The 15966-nt window shown below is 73.0% G+C and carries 17 protein-coding genes and 1 tRNA gene; 4 read left to right on the forward strand and 14 right to left on the reverse strand.

Annotated elements, in window-relative coordinates; genetic code table 11:
- Window positions 1-2: 2 nt before the first annotated feature.
- Entirely contained in the window at window positions 3-1877 is a 1875-nt protein-coding gene (locus ACIBVL_RS08750; protein ID WP_399094067.1) for a response regulator transcription factor, read from the reverse strand.
- 95 nt (window positions 1878-1972) lie between these two features.
- Between ACIBVL_RS08750 and ACIBVL_RS08755 the strand changes: the two genes are divergently transcribed.
- On the forward strand, window positions 1973-3058 hold the full coding sequence (locus tag ACIBVL_RS08755; protein WP_399094070.1) for a M12 family metallopeptidase: 1086 nt from the start codon (window positions 1973-1975) through the stop codon (window positions 3056-3058).
- Between the two features lie 120 nt (window positions 3059-3178).
- Here the strand turns inward: ACIBVL_RS08755 and ACIBVL_RS08760 are convergent, their stop codons facing one another.
- The 9 genes from ACIBVL_RS08760 to ACIBVL_RS08800 form a co-directional block, all read right to left on the reverse strand.
- Window positions 3179-4552: an NtaA/DmoA family FMN-dependent monooxygenase gene (locus tag ACIBVL_RS08760; RefSeq protein ID WP_399094073.1), complete on the reverse strand. Its 1374-nt coding sequence runs from the start codon at window positions 4550-4552 to the stop codon at window positions 3179-3181.
- 20 nt (window positions 4553-4572) lie between these two features.
- Complete coding sequence (locus ACIBVL_RS08765; protein WP_399094076.1) at window positions 4573-5775, reverse strand: LLM class flavin-dependent oxidoreductase; 1203 nt, start codon at window positions 5773-5775, stop codon at window positions 4573-4575.
- 73 nt (window positions 5776-5848) lie between these two features.
- Entirely contained in the window at window positions 5849-5995 is a 147-nt protein-coding gene (locus tag ACIBVL_RS08770; protein WP_399094079.1) for a putative leader peptide, read from the reverse strand.
- Between the two features lie 52 nt (window positions 5996-6047).
- The gene (locus ACIBVL_RS08775; RefSeq protein WP_399094082.1) at window positions 6048-7073 is read right to left on the reverse strand and encodes a transporter substrate-binding domain-containing protein; all 1026 of its coding nucleotides are present in this window, start codon (window positions 7071-7073) and stop codon (window positions 6048-6050) included.
- Window positions 7074-7135: 62 nt separating this feature from the next.
- Entirely contained in the window at window positions 7136-7939 is an 804-nt protein-coding gene (locus ACIBVL_RS08780) for an amino acid ABC transporter ATP-binding protein (protein ID WP_399094085.1), read from the reverse strand.
- Entirely contained in the window at window positions 7936-8913 is a 978-nt protein-coding gene (locus ACIBVL_RS08785; RefSeq protein WP_399094088.1) for an amino acid ABC transporter permease, read from the reverse strand. The genes ACIBVL_RS08780 and ACIBVL_RS08785 overlap by 4 nt, the downstream gene beginning before the upstream one ends.
- A 157-nt stretch (window positions 8914-9070) precedes the next feature.
- Window positions 9071-9220 carry a hypothetical protein gene (locus ACIBVL_RS08790; protein WP_399094091.1) on the reverse strand — a complete coding sequence of 50 codons (150 nt, stop codon included), beginning with the start codon at window positions 9218-9220 and terminating at the stop codon, window positions 9071-9073.
- Between the two features lie 99 nt (window positions 9221-9319).
- Complete coding sequence (locus tag ACIBVL_RS08795; protein ID WP_399094094.1) at window positions 9320-10189, reverse strand: glutathione S-transferase C-terminal domain-containing protein; 870 nt, start codon at window positions 10187-10189, stop codon at window positions 9320-9322.
- 149 nt (window positions 10190-10338) lie between these two features.
- Window positions 10339-10461 carry a putative leader peptide gene (locus ACIBVL_RS08800; RefSeq protein WP_399094098.1) on the reverse strand — a complete coding sequence of 41 codons (123 nt, stop codon included), beginning with the start codon at window positions 10459-10461 and terminating at the stop codon, window positions 10339-10341.
- 477 nt (window positions 10462-10938) lie between these two features.
- On the opposite strand from ACIBVL_RS08800, the gene ACIBVL_RS08805 reads away from it, so the two are divergent.
- Both ACIBVL_RS08805 and ACIBVL_RS08810 read left to right on the forward strand, forming a co-directional pair.
- Window positions 10939-11178, forward strand: coding sequence for a hypothetical protein (locus ACIBVL_RS08805; RefSeq protein ID WP_399094102.1), 240 nt, complete (start codon window positions 10939-10941; stop codon window positions 11176-11178).
- The gene (locus tag ACIBVL_RS08810) at window positions 11168-11905 is read left to right on the forward strand and encodes an alpha/beta hydrolase fold domain-containing protein (protein WP_399094105.1); all 738 of its coding nucleotides are present in this window, start codon (window positions 11168-11170) and stop codon (window positions 11903-11905) included. The genes ACIBVL_RS08805 and ACIBVL_RS08810 overlap by 11 nt, the downstream gene beginning before the upstream one ends.
- Before the next feature lie 469 nt (window positions 11906-12374).
- Here ACIBVL_RS08810 and ACIBVL_RS08815 read toward each other — a convergent pair whose 3' ends face one another.
- From ACIBVL_RS08815 to ACIBVL_RS08825, 3 genes are all read right to left on the reverse strand, one after another.
- On the reverse strand, window positions 12375-12875 hold the full coding sequence (locus ACIBVL_RS08815; protein WP_399094108.1) for a DoxX family protein: 501 nt from the start codon (window positions 12873-12875) through the stop codon (window positions 12375-12377).
- Between the two features lie 260 nt (window positions 12876-13135).
- Window positions 13136-14065, reverse strand: coding sequence for a carbohydrate kinase family protein (locus tag ACIBVL_RS08820; protein WP_399094857.1), 930 nt, complete (start codon window positions 14063-14065; stop codon window positions 13136-13138).
- Window positions 14066-14085: 20 nt separating this feature from the next.
- Window positions 14086-14772, reverse strand: a complete 687-nt coding sequence (locus ACIBVL_RS08825) for a class II aldolase/adducin family protein (RefSeq protein ID WP_399094111.1) — start codon at window positions 14770-14772, stop codon at window positions 14086-14088.
- Between the two features lie 58 nt (window positions 14773-14830).
- Here ACIBVL_RS08825 and ACIBVL_RS08830 point away from each other — a divergent pair, with 58 nt between their 5' ends.
- On the forward strand, window positions 14831-15445 hold the full coding sequence (locus tag ACIBVL_RS08830; protein ID WP_399094114.1) for a TetR family transcriptional regulator: 615 nt from the start codon (window positions 14831-14833) through the stop codon (window positions 15443-15445).
- A gap of 166 nt (window positions 15446-15611) precedes the next feature.
- Here the strand turns inward: ACIBVL_RS08830 and ACIBVL_RS08835 are convergent.
- Window positions 15612-15685, reverse strand: a tRNA-Pro gene (locus ACIBVL_RS08835).
- Window positions 15686-15966 lie beyond the last annotated feature (281 nt).

Genomic DNA, 15966 nt, shown 5'->3' on the forward strand with positions numbered 1-15966 from the left:
TCTCAGGCGGGTTGGGCGTCCGGCAGTTCCACCAGCCACGGCAGGGCGCCCCGGTCGCTCGCGCCGAGGCGGGTGTACGCGCTGTAGAGGTGGTTGCCGACGGTACGGACGGACAGGGTGAGACGCTCGGCGATCTGACGGTTGCTCAGACCGGCCGCCGCCAGGGTGACGACCTGCCGTTGCCGGGCGGTGAGTTCACCGAGGACGAGACCGGACAGGGCCGGGGTACGGGCCCCTTGGCAGCGCCGGGCCAGGGCGACGGCACGGGTGCGGGCGGTGCGCGCGGACGTGGGGTCGCGGTGGACCCGTACGGCCTGGGCGTACGCCTCGGCCGCGAACAGCAGGAAGCCGCGGGCCTCCCACTCCTCGGCCACCCGGTCCAGGGCGGGGCCGTCGGAGCGGGCGAGCGCACGGGCGTGGCGGGCGAACACACCGTCGGGCGGGAGGTGGCCGAGCGCACGCTCCGGCTCACCGAGGCGTACGGCGTCGTAGGCGAGGTAGGTGGCAAAGGCGCCGTGGGGTCTGCCGGTCGGGTCGGCCTCGGCGGGGTCGGCCCCGCCGAGGACCTCCCGGGACGCCGGTCCGGTGAACTCCGCCTCGCCCGACTGGATCGCGGCCGAGGCGAGTTCGCGGCGACAGGCGTCGTCGTCGCCGCTCACCAGTCCCTCCCTCGCCCAGGCCGCGGCCTCGCGCAGTTCTCCCCGCAGCCGTGAGAACCGCGCGCGGACGGCCGCGTACCCGTGCGGAACCGGTTCCCCCTCGGCGACCAGCCACTCCCCCACGGGCGTGCGCCCGGTGCGGACGTCGGCGTGCTCGATGCCGCGCAGCAGAGCGGCCGCCTCGGCGTCGAGGGCCCCCTTCAGCGACCCACGGGTACCGGCCAGCCGCCTCGCCCGAAGCCGGCCGGCGGCGGCACGCAGGACCGGCCCGTGCAGGGGGTGGGCCAGGCGAACGGTCGGCTCGTGTTCCTCGGCCGCGCCCGCTCCGCTCTCCGCGCCCGGGCCGGCCACTTCGATCAGGCCGTCCGCCTCGAGGTGTTCCAGGACGTGGAGGTCGAAGGTGCTCGCGGACAGGGGCAGGGGCTCGGCGAAGGCGAGGCGGTCGAGGGTCTCGCGTTCGTCGGGGCAGGGGCGGGCGAGGACAGGGGCGGTGCGTTCGCGGAGGCTCGGGGTGAGCGGGAGCCGGCCGCGCCAGGCCCACTCCTCGGTGTCCGGGACGGGGGTGAGCAGGCCCTCGTCGCGTACGGCGCCCAGAAGGTCCCGCAGGAGGCGCAGGTCGCCCCGGCACAGGCGGTGCAGGCGGTTGACGGTGAGGGGCTCCAGGGGGCCGCCCGCGCCGGCCGCGAGGAGCTGTGCGGTGTCCTCGGCGGGCAGGGGGGCGAGGGCGAGACGGGGCAGCAGTTCGGCGGTCCACAGGCGGGCGACGGCACTGGGTGCGGGGGTGCCGTCCGTCACGACGACCAGCAGCCGGGTGCGGCCTTGGACGGCAAGGTGGTGGAGCAGCGCGGCGGAGGCGTCGTCGAGCAGATGCGCGTCGTCGACCAGCAACAACCGTACGCCGGAGAGGAGTTGGACGGCCCGGTGCAGGGTGACGTCCTCGGGCAGCAGAGGGGCGAACGCGGCGAAGGCGGTGGCCCGCGTCTCGGGGGTGCCGGCCACGCGGGCGCAGTCGGTGCCGCGGACCGCCTCGGCCGCCAGGCGGGTGCGGCCGCAGCCCGCCGGTCCCGTCACCACGATGCCGGGCCGGCCGGCCGTCAGCGACCGGCGGACCAGTTCCAGTTCCTCCTCCCGGCCGGTGAACGGCCACGGCAGCCGCAGGCTCCTGGTGTGCGGTGTCCTGACGTGCGGTGTCCTGACGTGCTGTTCGATCGTCGTCACGTCATCAGGAGTCCGCATACTCACGCCTGATACAGGGCGACTTGAGTAGCCCCCGACTCAGGCGCCCGGCTGGAGGCCGCGGCACCCTTTTGCCCATGACCGCCCGCTACTGCTCGCTCGCGCAGCAGCCGGTCCCCGCGTTCGCCCCGGGGCTGGCCGCCGAGCGGCTCGGCGCACTCGTGAGCGGGCGCCGGATGTGGGTCAACGGCACGGTCCTGCACTACTGCTTCTTCGACGGCGAGGGCGACGCGTCGGTGATCCCCGTACCGGGCTCGGGGGGAACCCGGCGGGTGTCCTGGGTCGGCGACGAGGTCCAGCGGGACGTGGTGCGCGCCTGCTTCCGCGAGTGGGCCGACCTCGGGATCGGGGTGTCGTTCGCCGAGGTCGCCGACCGCACGGAGGCGGAGCTGCGCATCGGCTTCCAGCGGGGCGACGGGTCCTGGTCGGCGGTGGGCCGGGACGCGCTGTCGGCGGGCCTGAACGAGCGGACCATGAACTTCGGCTGGGATCTGACCGCGCCCGGGGAGCGCGCGACGGCCCTGCACGAGATCGGCCACGCCCTGGGCATGCAGCACGAGCACCAGAGCCCGTTCGCCGGTATCCACTGGGACGACGAGGCCGTCTACGCCGATCTGGCGGGTCCGCCGAACCACTGGAGCCGGGACCGCACCTGGTTCAACATCCTGCGCAAGCTGGACGCGGCCGAGGTCAACGGCTCGGTGTGGGACCCGCAGTCCGTGATGGAGTATCCCTTCGCGACGGGGCTGATCCTGGAGCCGGAGCAGTTCCGCGGCGGCGTCCACCCTCCCGGCGGGCTGTCCCCGCTGGACAAGGAGTTCGTCCTGCGCTGGTACCCGCCGCTCGCCGCGCCGCGGCCTCCCGTGCTGGTGCCCTTCCGGTCGGTGGTGCTGGCGCTGGCGCCGGGCGAGCAGGCGGACTTCATGGTGGAGCCGCGCGAGACCCGCGCGTACACCGTCGGCACCTTCGGGGAGAGCGACTCGGTCGTCGTGGTCTTCGAGGAGCGGGACGGCGAACCCCGCTTCCTCGCCGGACAGGACGACGGCGGTACCCCGCGCAACGCCACCATCAGGGCTCGGCTCGTCAAGGGCCGCCGCTACTTCGTCCGGGTCCGCCTGTACTCCGGCTGGGGTTCGGGCGAGACGGCGGTCATGTGCTGGTGAGACGGCACACGACCGCGTACCGACCACTGTCCGGCGCCGGGGGGAAGGCCGGGGCTCGTCACCTTCGGGGGAGGGAGACGAGCCCCGGCCGCACCGGCTTGCGGGGGCCGGAGCGGACCCTTACGACGCCACCCGCTCGGTGCCCGCCTCGTCGGGGTGTGCGAGGCCGAGGTGGTCGCGGAGGGTGGTGCCCTCGTACTCCGTGCGGAAGACGCCCTGTTCCTGCAGCAGGGGTACGACCTTGTCGGCGAACTCGTCGAGGCCGCCGGGCGTGATGTGCGGGACGAGGATGAAGCCGTCGCTCGCGTCGGCCTGGACGTAGTCGTTGATCGTACGGGCGATGGTCCGCGCCGAGCCGACGAAGTTCTGGCGGTTGCCGGTCTCGATGACCAGGTCGCGGATCGACCAGTTGTTGGCCGCCGCGAGCTCCCGCCACTCACGGGCGGTGGCCAGCGGGTCCCGGTACATGCGGACCTGGGCGCGGCCGCGGGCGATGTGGTGTTCGCCGGGGTCCGGGTCGATGTCGGGCAGGGGGCCGTCGGGGTCGTACGACGACAGGTCCCGGTTCCAGACGAACTCCAGGTGCTTGATCGCGGTGGCGCCGCTGACCTGCTGGCGGCGCACCTCCTTGGCGAGTTCCTCGGCCTCGGCGTCGGTGTCTGCCAGGACGAAGCTGGCGGCGGGCAGGATGAGCAGCTGGTCGGAGCGGCGCCCGTACTTGGCGAGGCGGGACTTGACGTCGGTGTAGAAGGCCTGGCCCGCGTCGAGGGTGGCGTACCTGCTGAAGATGGCGTCGGCGGACGAGGCGGCGAACTCGCGGCCCTCGTCGGAGTCGCCGGCCTGGAAGATCACCGGGCGGCCCTGGGGGCTGCGCGGCACGTTGAAGCGGCCGTGGATGTCGAAGTGCCGGCCCTCGTGGACGAAGGCGCCGGCCTTGGCGTCGCGCAGGAAGGTGCCGGTGGCCTGGTCGGCGACGATCTCGTCGCCCTGCCAGGAGTCGAAGAGTTCGTTCGCCGTGGCGAGGAACTCCTTGGCGCGGGAGTAGCGCTCGTCCTGCGGGAGGAAGCCGCCGCGGCGGAAGTTCTCCCCGGTGAAGGCGTCCCAGGAGGTGACCACGTTCCACGCGGAGCGGCCGCCGGAGAGGTGGTCGAGGCTGGCGAACTGGCGGGCCACCTCGTAGGGCTCGTTGAAGGTGGAGTTGATGGTGCCGGTCAGGCCGAGACGGTCGGTGACGGCGGCGAGCGCGGCGAGGACGGTGAAGGTGTCGGGGCGGCCGACGACGTCCAGGTCGTAGATCCTGCCGCCCTGTTCCCGGAGCCTGAGGCCCTCGGCGAGGAAGAGGAAGTCGAACCTGGCGCGTTCGGCGGTCCGGGCGAAGTGGGCGAAGGAGCTGAACTCGATGTGGCTGCCGGCCCTGGGGTCGCTCCACACGGTGGTGTTGTTGACGCCGGGGAAGTGGGCGGCCAGGTGGATCTGCTTCAGCGGCTTGCTCATGGGGGTCGTCTCCCTCCCGCTCAGACGGCGGCGTAGCGGTTGGCGGGGCGGGGCAGTCCGAGCAGTCCGCGCAGGGTGTCGGCCTCGTAGGCACGGCGGAAGGCGTCGCGGCGCTGGAGTTCGGGGACGAGGCCCCGGGTGATGGCGGGCAGGTCGTGGCCGGCGACGGCGGGGCGCAGCCGGAAGCCGGTCAGTCCGGCTGTCGCCAACTCCTGGAGGAGGTCGGCGAGTTGTGCGGGGGTTCCGGTGAAGATGCGGGCGTCGCTGGTGTACTCCTCGCCGGCGAGGGTGTCGAGGCGGTCGCGGCGGGCGGCGGCCTCGGCGGGGTCGTCGTCGAGGAAGACGACCAGGTCGCCGAAGACGTGCAGAGGGTCCTCCGCACGGCCGGCGGCGCGTTGTTCGGCGCGGATCTCCGCGACGATCGCGCGGGCCTGGTCGGTGTCGTGGGGGGTGACATACCCGACGTCCGCGGCGCGGGCGACCAGGCGGTACGGGACGGTGGCGTGGGCGAGCGCGGTGACCAGGGGCTGGCCCTGCGGCGGGCGGGGGGTGATCGAGGGTCCCTTGACGCTGAAGTGGCGGCCCTCGAAGTCGATGTAGTGCAGCTTGTCCCGGTCGATGAAGCGGCCGGTGGCCACGTCCCGGATCTCCGCGTCGTCCTCCCAGCTGTCCCAGAGCCGGCGCACGACCTCCACATGGTCGGCGGCCTCGTCGAACAGGCCGGTCACCAGTTCCCGGGTGGCCGGATCGTCGTAGGCCTCGATGCGGGGGATCGTGCGGCGGCCGAAGTGGGCGGCCTCGCTGGGGCGGGCGGTGATCTGGACGCGCAGGCCCGCTCGGCCGGTGCTGACGTAGTCGAGGGTGGCGATCGCCTTGGAGATGTGGAAGGGCTCCGTGTGGGTGGACACCACGGTCGGCACCAGGCCTATGTGCCGGGTCAGGGGCGCGATCCGGGAGGCGAGGAGGACGGCGTCGAGGCGGCCGCGTACCTGGTCGGTGCGGTCGTCCGGGTCCAGGAAGTGGGAGGACTGGGGGCCGAGACCGTCCTCGACGGTCACGAAGTCGAGCAGTCCGCGCTCGGCCTCGCCGACCAGGTCGGCCCAGTATCCGGCGGTGAACAGCTCACGGGGGCGGGCGACCGGCTCACGCCAGGAGGCGGGATGCCAGCCGGTGCCGTCCAGCGCGACGGCGAGGTGGAGAGGGGAAGCGGAGGTCGAGGACACGGAGGTGCCTTTCCTGGAGGTCCGTACGAGAGCGCGCGCCACCCGTGCGAAAGGTGCGGCGGAGGGGAACGGGTCAGGAGCAACAGAGCGCGCCGGCCACGCGCTGGAGGTCGATGTGGGGCCGGGAGTGGAGGTGCACGGCGTGGCGTATGCGGATCACGTCCGGCACCTCCCCCTGCTGGGCGCTCGACAGCGCCGTCCACGTCTCGTCATCGGTCACAACGCCCCGGCCCCGCCGGATGTTCCCGGCCGGGGGTGCGTCCGCCAAGTGATCAGGAGTTGTCCAGCGGCAGGCCGGGCGGGTTGACCTCGGACTTGGCGACGGCCTCGTTGGAGAGGTTGTAGGCGGCCAGCCACTTGGCGTACTGCCCGTTCTCTATGAGGTAGTTGATGGCCTCGGCGAGCGGCTCGGCGAGGCCGCTGTCCTTCTTCGCGGTGGCGGCGATCAGCCCCTGGAGCGTCTCGCCGGCGCCGGAGAACGTGCCCGCGTTGCGGGTCGCGTTGGCGGTGCCCGCGGTCTTGGCGGCGTTGTAGGCGATGCCGGGGTTCGGGCCGAAGTAGGCGTCGATCTTGCCGCTGTTGAGGGCCAGGTAGAGGCCGTTGCGGTCCGGGTAGTACTTGACCGTGAGCTTCTTGCCCTCGGCCTCCAGCCTCTTCTTCCACTCCAGGAGGATCTTCTCCTGGTTGGTGCCGGAGCCGACGGAGACGGTCAGGCCCGCGAGGTTCCGGTAGTCGCCGTCGAAGTTCCAGGTGCTGGACTTCTTCACCTCCCAGCCGAGATTGTCCTGGCGGTAGGAGGCGAACTCGTACTTCTTCTTGCGCTCCTCGGTGTCGGTGACGTTCGAGAAGGCGACGTCGACCTTGCCGCTGTCGATGCCGACGAAGAGGTTCTCCCAGGTGTAGTTCTTCGTCTCGGGCTCCAGGCCGAGGACCGCGGCCACCAGTCGGCCGAAGTCGGGCTCGGCGCCGGTGAGGGTCTTCTGGTCGCTGCCGATGTACTGCAGCGGGGCGAAGCCGGAGGGCAGGGCGCCGACGCCGATGTTCAGCTTGCCGCTCTTTCGGACGGCGTCGGGAAGCTCGGCGCTGATGGACTTGACCTCGGAGACCTTGAGGGTGGTCTCCTTGGCGGCGCCGTTGGAGACCCGCCCGACGGTCACGGTCCCGGAGGCTGCGCCGTCGGTCCTGGTGGCGGCGTCGCTGTCACCACCGCAGGCGGCGAGCCCGGTGGCGAGGGTGGCGACCGCGGTCGCCGCGGTGATGCCGCGGATCAGGCTGCGTCGGGTGAAGTGGGCAGGCATGGCCGTCCTTTTGTCCGGTGCGGTGAAGGGTGGGAGTGGTGCGGAAGGAGAAGGGGCCCGGTTCAGAGCACCTTGCTGAGGAAGTCCCGCGTCCGTTCGTGCCGGGGCCGGTCGAGGACCTGGTGCGGCGGGCCCTGTTCGACGATCCTCCCGCCGTCGATGAAGACGACCCGGTCGGCGATCTCGCGGGCGAAACCGACCTCGTGGGTGACGATGACGAGAGTGGTGCCGCTGGTCGCCAGGTCCCTGATGACGGCGAGGACCTCGCCCACCAGTTCGGGGTCGAGGGCGGAGGTCGGCTCGTCGAAGAGGATGACGCCGGGGCGCAGGGCCAGGGCCCGGGCGATGGCGACGCGTTGCTGCTGGCCGCCGGACAGCTGGCGGGGGTAGGCGTCGGCCTTGTCGGCGAGGCCGACCCGGCCGAGGAGTTCGCGGGCGAGTTCCTGGGCGGCGGCCTTGGCGAGCTTCCCGGTCGCCACCGGGGCGGCGGCGACGTTGTCGAGCACGGTCAGGTGCGGGAAGAGGTTGAAGTTCTGGAAGACGAAGCCGATACGGCCGCGCTGGGCCAGGATGGCCCGTTCGCTCAGCTCGCGCAGCCGGTCGCCGTGCCGGCGGACGCCGATCGGCTCGCCGTTGACGCTGACGTGACCGATCTCCGGCTTCTCCAGGTGGTTGATGACCCGCAGCAGGGTGGACTTGCCGGACCCGGACGGGCCGAGGATCACGGTGACCTCGCCGGGCCGCACGGTCAGGTTCACGCCGTCCAGGACGCGGTGGGCGCCGTACCACTTGTGCACGTCGTGGACCTCCACGGCGGCGGGCGCGGCCCCGGCGGTCACGTCGGTCCTCACGGTCTCGGTGCTCATACGGCGGCCTCCCGGCGGATGCGGGCCCGCAGGTCGGTGAGACCGGTCCGCACCTTCTGCAGCGGCGTCGGCGGCAGGGCGCGCGTGGCGCCCCGGGCGTAGTACCGCTCGACGTAGAACTGGACGACGGAGACGAGGCTGGTGAGGATCAGGTACCAGACGGTGACGACCAGCAGCAGCGGCACGATGTCACCGGGGTAGGTGGCCCCCATGGTCTGCGCGGTGCCGAACAGGTCGAGGAGCGAGACGTAGAAGACCAGCGAGGTGGCCTTGACCAGGCCGATCAGCTGGTTGACGTAGTTCGGGGTGATCGAGCGCAGGGCCTGCGGGAAGACGATTTTCCGGAACTGGTAGCCCTTGGGCAGTCCGAGCGCGGCGGCCGCCTCGTGCTGTCCCTGGTCGACGGAGAGGATGCCGCCGCGGACCACTTCGGCCGCGTAGGCGGCCTCGTTGAGGCTGAGGCCTACGACGGCGATCACCATGTCCGTGGCGAGCCGGGACTCGTCGAAGGTGAGGAAGGCGGGTCCGAAGGGCACGCCCAGGCTCAGCGTCTGGTACAGGGCGCTGAAGTTGTACAGGAAGAGCAGAACGACGATCAGCGGGACGGAGCGCAGTGCCCAGACGTACGTCCAGCTGACCGCGCGCAGCACCGGGCTCCTCGACAGCCGGGCGAGCGCGAGCAGGATGCCCCCGAGGAGGCCCAACATGGCGCTGTAGGCCGTGACTTCGAGGGTGATCAGCAAACCGTCGAGGATCACCGGTCGCAGGAACCAGTAGCCGAAACGGTCCCACTGGTAGAAGGGGTTGGACACCAGGCCGTGCGCGAACTGGGCCACCAGCACCAGAACGACGGCGGTGGCGATCCAGCGGCCCGGTCGGCGCAGCGGCTGAACGCGCTGTGCGGTGAGCTTCTCTGACGGGGTGTCGGGGGCGGGTGCCTCGGTGAGGGTCACGGCGCCTGGGGGTTCACTCATGGAGGGCTCCGGCAGCAGAGTCGGACACCCCGGACCGCCGTCGGCGCACCCCGCGACCGCGGGCAGCGCTCAGGAACGCACGGAACCGGGGGCTGGGCGGACGACGGCACACCGCTCGGGTGGTGCCGGTCGGGGATGCGGGGGCTGAGGGAAGGTGTCAGCCCCGGCAGCGGGCGCAGCCCGGTGCGGTACACAGTGCGCTGTTCACGCGGAGCAGATCGACGGCGCGGTTGGCGACGAACAGGTTCGCGTACGGCTGTACGCAGCCCTGAGGGCCGCGTGCGGCCGTCCTGGGAGCTGCGTACATGTCGTCACCATCACTGTTCCGGCCCTGTGGGCCTCGCGTTGTGGGCGTAAGTCAAGACAACCGCCCGAACGAATGTCAACGGCTGTCCACCGAGTGGAACTACCGCGTGCGGGAGATGTGTGCCGCCCAGTCCAGGATCTGGACGGCGGCGCCCGCGGCCTCCAGACCCTGGCAGTGGGCGTGGTGGCGGCGGGCGATGCCGTCCAGGTCGAGGTGCGCCCCGAAGGCCGGGTGGGCGGCGAGCCGGCGGGCGTAGGCCCACAGGGCCGGGTGTCCGGCGAGGCGGTGCACGGCGTCCGCGTCGAGGTGGTGGCGGTGCACGGTGTCGAGCCGGACCAGCGCGACCCACAACTCCACGTCGGCGGCGGTGATCTGATCGCTGATCAGATACGGCTGCGCGACGAGTCCCTGCTCCAGCACGCCGAGCGTGGCGAGCAGCGTGTCCAGCGCCGAGGCCCGCTCGTCCTCGCCGGCGTCCGCGGCTCCGGCGCGCTGGGCGGCCTCCTCGATGCCCTGTGCGCACATCCGCTCGACGGCCTCGACCTCCGACTCGGCGCCGCAGGGGTACAGCGTGGGCCGGCCGCCGCCGAAGCGCCGGGCGAGGTCGCGGGCGATGTCGGGGCCGTGGGTGGAGACGATCCGGCCCGACCAGTCGTCGCTGAGCACCGGTGCCAGGGCCGGACCGGTGTAGCGGTGGGCGCTGGCTTCGTAGAGCGGGCGCAGCGCCCGGTGACCGCCGTCGGGACAGTCGGGGACGGCGGGCAGGAAGGTCACCGGACAGGCCCGGTCCAGGCCGAGGAGGGTGTGGGTGACGGCGATGCGCAGGCCGTCCGGGTCGGCGGTGGACAGATGGAGGCGGTAGCGGCGCGGCACGGCGTAGTGGCCGCTGCGCGCGTCCCGGCCGATGCGGCCCCGGAAGGCGGGGGCGGGGCGGGCGGACGGGTGGGCGGCCAGCGGTGTGACGGACATGCTTCTCCCCGGGGGCGGGCGCGCTGAGGGACGTGCGCGCGGCGGATGCGACGTCGGAAAGGGGGACGGCCCTCCTCCACGCGCGCCGGGGCGGGACGGCGCCCGGGAAGGGGCACCGCCGGTACGGTCCGGCGCGGGGCGGGCCCGGCTCAGCCGCGTGGGCCGATGGCGCTGCAGACGCGCTGCAGGTCGATGTGACGGCGGGAGGTGAGAAGGGGCGACGACCACGCCGTGCGGTTCGCTCGGCCGGTGACCGTCTCCAGGTGCCCCATGTTTCCCTACCTGTTCACTAGGATTCCCGACTCGAGTGTCGATCCGCCTCCGGCCGACGTCAAGGGGGCGTCCACCAGGTGAGTACGCCGACTGCCGGAGGGCCGGTCCGACGCCGGCGGTGCCTTGGGGGCTTTCACGGTCAGCGGCTCTCCGTCGTACCTCCGGGGCCCGCCCCGGAGGCGGGGCACCGCGGTTCGAGACTGTCGGCGGCGTCGACGTACCGCTTGCCGGCGCGGGTGCCGGGCGCTTCTCCGCCAGGGGGTGCGGCGGGGCCTGCATGGCGAGGCCCGCCGCGGGGGAGGCACAGATGCGGGTGAACGACGCCCTCGACGCCGACGACGTCGCCGAGGGGCATGTGCTCACCTGCCAGGCGGAGCCGAACGCCCCGGAACCGGTGGCGGCGGAGAGGGCGCTCGGGATGCGCGCGGACCGTGTCGCCGCCTTCCTAGGCGCTGCCGCCGGCCTGCACCGGGCGGGTGCGGGACGCGGCCGGGGCCGAGCGGCTCGGTCCGGTCGACGTCGTCCTGCCGCGCGCCGGATTCGGCGGAGCCTGGCGGGGGTCGGCGCGCGGTCCCGCGACCGCGCAGGCCCGTGAGATGAAGAAGCTCGCCACCCGCGCGAGGACACCGGAGGAGGCCGCCGCGGCCTTCGCCCGGCAGTGGGTGGCAGACGAGCACTGGGAAGCGGCCGAGAGGGTGATGTCCCGTGACAAGTGAACTCCGCGTCGAGGAAGGTGCGTTCGGGGTGCAGGTCCGTCCGGACGGGGCGGCGGTGGAGCAGACCCTGTTATATCTGCACGGGGACCCGCGGCTCGCGGGCACCCCGCAGGACGCCCTGCCCACCGCGCGCGAACTGGCGCGCACCACCGGATACGCCGTGCTCTGCGCCCGCTACCGGCCGAGGTTCCCGCAGGCGCTGGACGACGTGTACGCGGCCTGGGAGCACTGCCGGGCCCAGGGCGGCGCGGTGGCGGTGGCGGGCAGGCGGCTCGGCGGGGCGCTGGCAGCCGGGCTGCTGCTGCGGCTGCGCGACGAGGGGGCGACGCAGCCCACCTGCGCGGTGCTCACCTCCCCGCTGCTGGACTTCACACTGGACGCGCCGAGCCTGCTGCTCAACGCGGCCGCCGACCGCGCGGTGGACGCGGAGTCACTGCCGGTGCGGGCGGCCGCGTACGCCGGGAACACCTCCCGCACCCATCCTCTCCTCAGCCCGCTGCACGGCAACCTGCACGGCCTGCCCCCGGTCCAGCTGCACGCGGCCGGCACGGAGGTCCTGCTGGACGACGCCCTGTCGTTCGCGACCCGGGCCGCGCACTCGGGGGTCGCGGTGGACCTGCGGATATACCAGGACGCGTCGGCTCAGGAGGTGCGGCAGGTGGGGGCGATGACCGAGTTCCTGCGCTCGTGGTGCCGGTCGGGGCGGTTCAGCCCGTCCGGCGTCTGAGGGCACGGCCCGTTCAGGGCCGGAGCCGGGGCCCGGGGGCGGCAGCCCCGGACCCCGGCCGCACGTCGGCGTCGATGAGTCATGCCCCGGTCCGCCAGGGGGAGCAGTTCCTCGGCCCCCCTGGCGTGCGGAGGGCGGGAGCGCGTCGGTGCCGAGCGCGGCCTTCACCCCGCGCCGGATCGCGCGGGGCGGCCAACGCGCGGGCACGCGGGAAGGCGTCGGCGGCCTTCGCCCGGAGCGCCGGGTCGGCGGCCGACCCCGGCGATGTGCTCGCCGGCCGCCAACCCCTCTGCCGGTTCGACGGGTTCACAGACCCATCGCGCGCAGCGCGGCCCAGGCGGCGTCCCTCGCCGGTCCCCGCCCCGCCCCTCCGGCGACCTCGGCGAGCAGCCGTAAGCCCGCTCCGACGATCCGGCGGCCATGGGCGCTCCCTGGCCGCCCAGTCCGATGAAGCCGACGCGCATGGCCGTCAGTCCTGCCGCTGCGGACGCCAGAACACGGCCAGCAGTCCGGCCGTCGCCACCACACCCACCCCGAGCACCACTCCGCCGCCCGCCCAGCCGGTCACCGCGATGTCCGCGGCCTCGTCCACCGAGTACTCCCCCGGCCCCCACATTCCGAGCGCCACCGCGAGGACGCCCAGGACGAGGACGTACTCGTAGCCCTCCCGGAAGACGAAGAAGCCGTTCTTGCGATGGGCGAGCAGACCGGCCACCAGCATCACGGACAGCACCGCCGCACCGGCGAGGGAGGTGAGGAACCCGGCCAACACCAAGGCGCCCGCACCGAGTTCGGTGAGGACGCTGAGCCAGGCCTGCAGGCGTGGGCGGGTCAGGCCCAGGCCGCCGAACCAGCCGGCCGTGCCCGCGATGCCTCCTCCCCCACGCCAGTGGTTCCAGCCGTGCACGGCCATCACCACACCCAGCACGACCCGCACCAGCAGCAGCGCGGTGTCCGTGGCCTCACCCATCCCGGCCTCCCCTTCTCCGTGGCAGCGCCTGAACCCCCGGGGCGCTCCTCGACGAACGAGAGGACGCTCAGGTGGCAGGCGAGGGCAGTGCGGCCGCCGCCGGTGTCGCGGCCGGCGCCCGCCTGCTGGTGCCGTACCACCCGTGGGGCCCCGGTGAACATCGAGGCGAGGTCGGGACGGGTCCGGGTCGGGCCGCGCCGCCACTCCGGGGCCTGGGCGCGTTCATGACCGCGACCATCGACTCGTCCTGTGAGGTCGGTTCACTGGCGGGGCTTGTTCGTCGCGGCGAACTCGTCGGCGGCCGCGAGGTCGAAGTCGCCGTGGTCACTGCCGAGTCCCTGCGCGACGAGTGCCGCGGCGGCGCTGCCGAGCACGGCGGCGTCGCCCGGGGTACGGCCCAGGCCCACACCCCGCAGATAGCCCGCCGAGAACGCGTCGCCGCAGCCGGTGGTGTCGACGACGTCGATGACGAAGGCGGGAACCGGCTCCGCGCCGTCCGCGGTCACCACGAGTGCCCCGTCCCCGCCGCGCGTGACCGCGACGACGCCCACGCCGGCGCCGAGCAGCCTGCGCGCACCGGTGAGCAGGTCGTCCTCGCCGGTGAAGCCGAGGACCTGGTCCTCGTTGGGCAGGAAGTGGTCGACGTAGGGCAGGAACGCCTCGATCTGCTCGAAGCTGCCCAGGATGCCGGGGGCCAGCAGGTCCACGGAGGTGACGACACCGTGGTCCTTGGCGTACGACAGGATGCGTGTGGCGGTCTCGACCCCGATCAGCTCGGGGCCGCCGAGGTGCAGATGCGTGGCCTGGGCGAGGGCGTCCCAGGGAACGTCGTCGGGGCCGTAGGTGATGTTTGCGCCGAGCAGGTGCAGCGAGGGCCGGTCGCCGTTGGGGCGGATGGGCAGGACGCTCGCCGAGGTGGCGGTGTCGGTGCGGCGGACGAGGAACTCGGTGTCGATCCCCGCCCTTTCGAGCAGCCGCACGAGCATGTCGCCGGTCGGGTCGGAGCCGATGGCGCCCGCGCTGCGCACCTGCGCGCCCAGCTTGGCCAGGCTGAGGGCGGTGCCGCCGGCCGTGCCCGCGGCGGTCATCCGGATGTCCTCGACCAGGGTCGCGCCCTGCCCTTCGGGTATCGCCTCCACCGGCCGCACCAGTACGTCCAGCACGTGCACGCCCATCGTGAAGACCTGCATCGGCCCTCCCCCTTCCGTCGTCATCTGTTCTCCTCCTGCGCGGGTGGCACGGGGCGCGTGGTTCCGTAGTTCCGGGCGATCGCGGCCTCGATCACGGCCAGTTGCTGCTGTTCGTCCAGGGCGCGGGGGCGGCCCATGCTCGCCGCGCGCTGGTAGACACCGCAGGCCCACTCGAGGAGCAGGGCGTGCTCGACGGCCTTGTCGAGGGTCGTCGCATGGGTGACCGCGCCGTGGTTCGCCATCAGGGCGGCGCTGCGGCCGTCGAGGGCGGTGAGCACCGACTCCGCGAGTTCCGGGGTGCCGAAGGTGGCGTACGGAGCGACCCGGATCGTGCCGCCCAGTGCGAGCAACTGGTAGTGGATGCACGGGAGTTCGTCGAGCACGCAGGACACGGCAGTGGCGTTCGGGGCGTGGGTGTGGACGACCGCGCCGGTACCGTGGCGGCGGTAGACGCCTAGGTGCAGGTCCAGTTCCGAGGTGGGTTCGAAGGCCCCGGCGACGATCTTCCCCTCCAGGTCGACCACGGTGACCTGCTCCGGGGTCAGGTCGGCGAGGACCGCTCCGGTGGCGGTGATCGCGACCCGGTCCTCGACGCGGACGCTCACGTTCCCTGCCGTGCCGATGAGGAGGCCTTCGGCCCCCAGGCGCCTGCAGACGTCCGCCACGGCGGTCCGCTCCTGGCTCAGCGCCGAGCTTGAGGCGGTCATGGGCGCGAAGGTAGCGTAAACCTGAAACAAAGTCACGTTCACATCCGAAGGTTGGTCCTTGGACACTCCCCTGCGCCGTACCCCCCGCCAGGCGCGCAGCAAGGCACGGCTGGCGCTGCTCCTGCGGGCCGCCGAGCGGATCCTGGTCGACGAGGGCGTCGAGGCGCTGACGACGACCCGGGTCGCGGCCGAGGCGCAGATGTCGGTGGGCTCGCTGTACCAGTACCTGCCCGACCGGGGCGCGATCATCGACGCCCTCGCGGCGGGCTACTTCGCCCGCCTCGAAGCCCTCATGGACGACCTGGTCCGGGCGGCGGCGCGGGAGCGGTGGGAGGACCCGGTCGGGGTGCTCATCGACGCGTACGCCGGGATCTACCGCACGGAACACGGTTTCCGCGCCCTGTGGTTCGGCAGCGGGCTGACCGAGCAGACCCGGACGGCGGACCGCGAGCACAAGCGCCGGATGGCCGACGGGATCCGCCGCGTGCTGCTGGCGCTGGACGTCGTACGGGACGACGAGGACCTGGCCCGTTCCTGCCACGCCGCGGTGCTCGCGGCCGACGCGCTCGCGCAGGAGGCGTTCCGGCGGCACCCGGACGGTGACGCGGCCCTGCTCACCGAGGCGAAGGTGATGCTGCGCGGCTACCTGGCGGAGGTCGTGGGGCGCTATTGAGGCGGCGTCCGAGGGTGACGAGGTGACAGTCGAGATGACCGTCCGCCTCAGGGCCCAGGGCTTAGGGCTCACGGCTCACGGCTCACGGCTCACGGCTCACGGCTCACACGACGAAACCCCCGAACCCGTGGGTTCGAGGGTTTCCGATGCCCTGGGACATCTCACGTCGGGACGACAGGATTTGAACCTGCGACCCCTTGACCCCCAGTCAAGTGCGCTACCAAGCTGCGCCACGTCCCGCCGCGCTGCCGCGGCGGTGAGCTGCGGGAACGCGCGGGTAAACCCTACCGCACGCGGACCGGTGCGGGTGTCGGGCGCCGAGCCGGGGGTGAACCGGACGACGCCGCCCCGGCCGTAACCCGTCGCGCCGTCCCGCCGCTCCCGGGGCGGGCGCCGCTGGACGCCGACGGGGCCGCAGCGTCTGGGCCGACCAGTCTTGGGGCCGACTCCTGGCACGTCAAGACCGCTCCCGACCTTTCCCGGACACTCGGCGGCCGACACACAGATTTTTCCCCCCGCTC

The organism is Streptomyces sp. NPDC049687 (assembly GCF_044465285.1).
Classification (GTDB): domain Bacteria; phylum Actinomycetota; class Actinomycetes; order Streptomycetales; family Streptomycetaceae; genus Streptomyces.

Bases quoted from the DNA above. Each gene is read 5' to 3' on its own strand.
- ACIBVL_RS08790 (WP_399094091.1), bottom strand. From the start codon at position 9,220: ATGTACGCAGCTCCCAGGACGGCCGCACGCGGCCCTCAGGGCTGCGTA.
- ACIBVL_RS08785 (WP_399094088.1), bottom strand. From the start codon at position 8,913: ATGAGTGAACCCCCAGGCGCCGTGACCCTCACCGAGGCACCCGCCCCC.
- ACIBVL_RS08825 (WP_399094111.1), bottom strand. From the start codon at position 14,772: ATGACCGCCTCAAGCTCGGCGCTGAGCCAGGAGCGGACCGCCGTGGCG.
- ACIBVL_RS08780 (WP_399094085.1), bottom strand. From the start codon at position 7,939: ATGAGCACCGAGACCGTGAGGACCGACGTGACCGCCGGGGCCGCGCCC.
- ACIBVL_RS08755 (WP_399094070.1), top strand. From the start codon at position 1,973: ATGACCGCCCGCTACTGCTCGCTCGCGCAGCAGCCGGTCCCCGCGTTC.
- ACIBVL_RS08815 (WP_399094108.1), bottom strand. From the start codon at position 12,875: ATGGGTGAGGCCACGGACACCGCGCTGCTGCTGGTGCGGGTCGTGCTG.
- ACIBVL_RS08775 (WP_399094082.1), bottom strand. From the start codon at position 7,073: ATGCCTGCCCACTTCACCCGACGCAGCCTGATCCGCGGCATCACCGCG.
- ACIBVL_RS08760 (WP_399094073.1), bottom strand. From the start codon at position 4,552: ATGAGCAAGCCGCTGAAGCAGATCCACCTGGCCGCCCACTTCCCCGGC.
- ACIBVL_RS08820 (WP_399094857.1), bottom strand. From the start codon at position 14,065: ATGCAGGTCTTCACGATGGGCGTGCACGTGCTGGACGTACTGGTGCGG.
- ACIBVL_RS08800 (WP_399094098.1), bottom strand. From the start codon at position 10,461: ATGGGGCACCTGGAGACGGTCACCGGCCGAGCGAACCGCACGGCGTGG.
- ACIBVL_RS08795 (WP_399094094.1), bottom strand. From the start codon at position 10,189: ATGTCCGTCACACCGCTGGCCGCCCACCCGTCCGCCCGCCCCGCCCCC.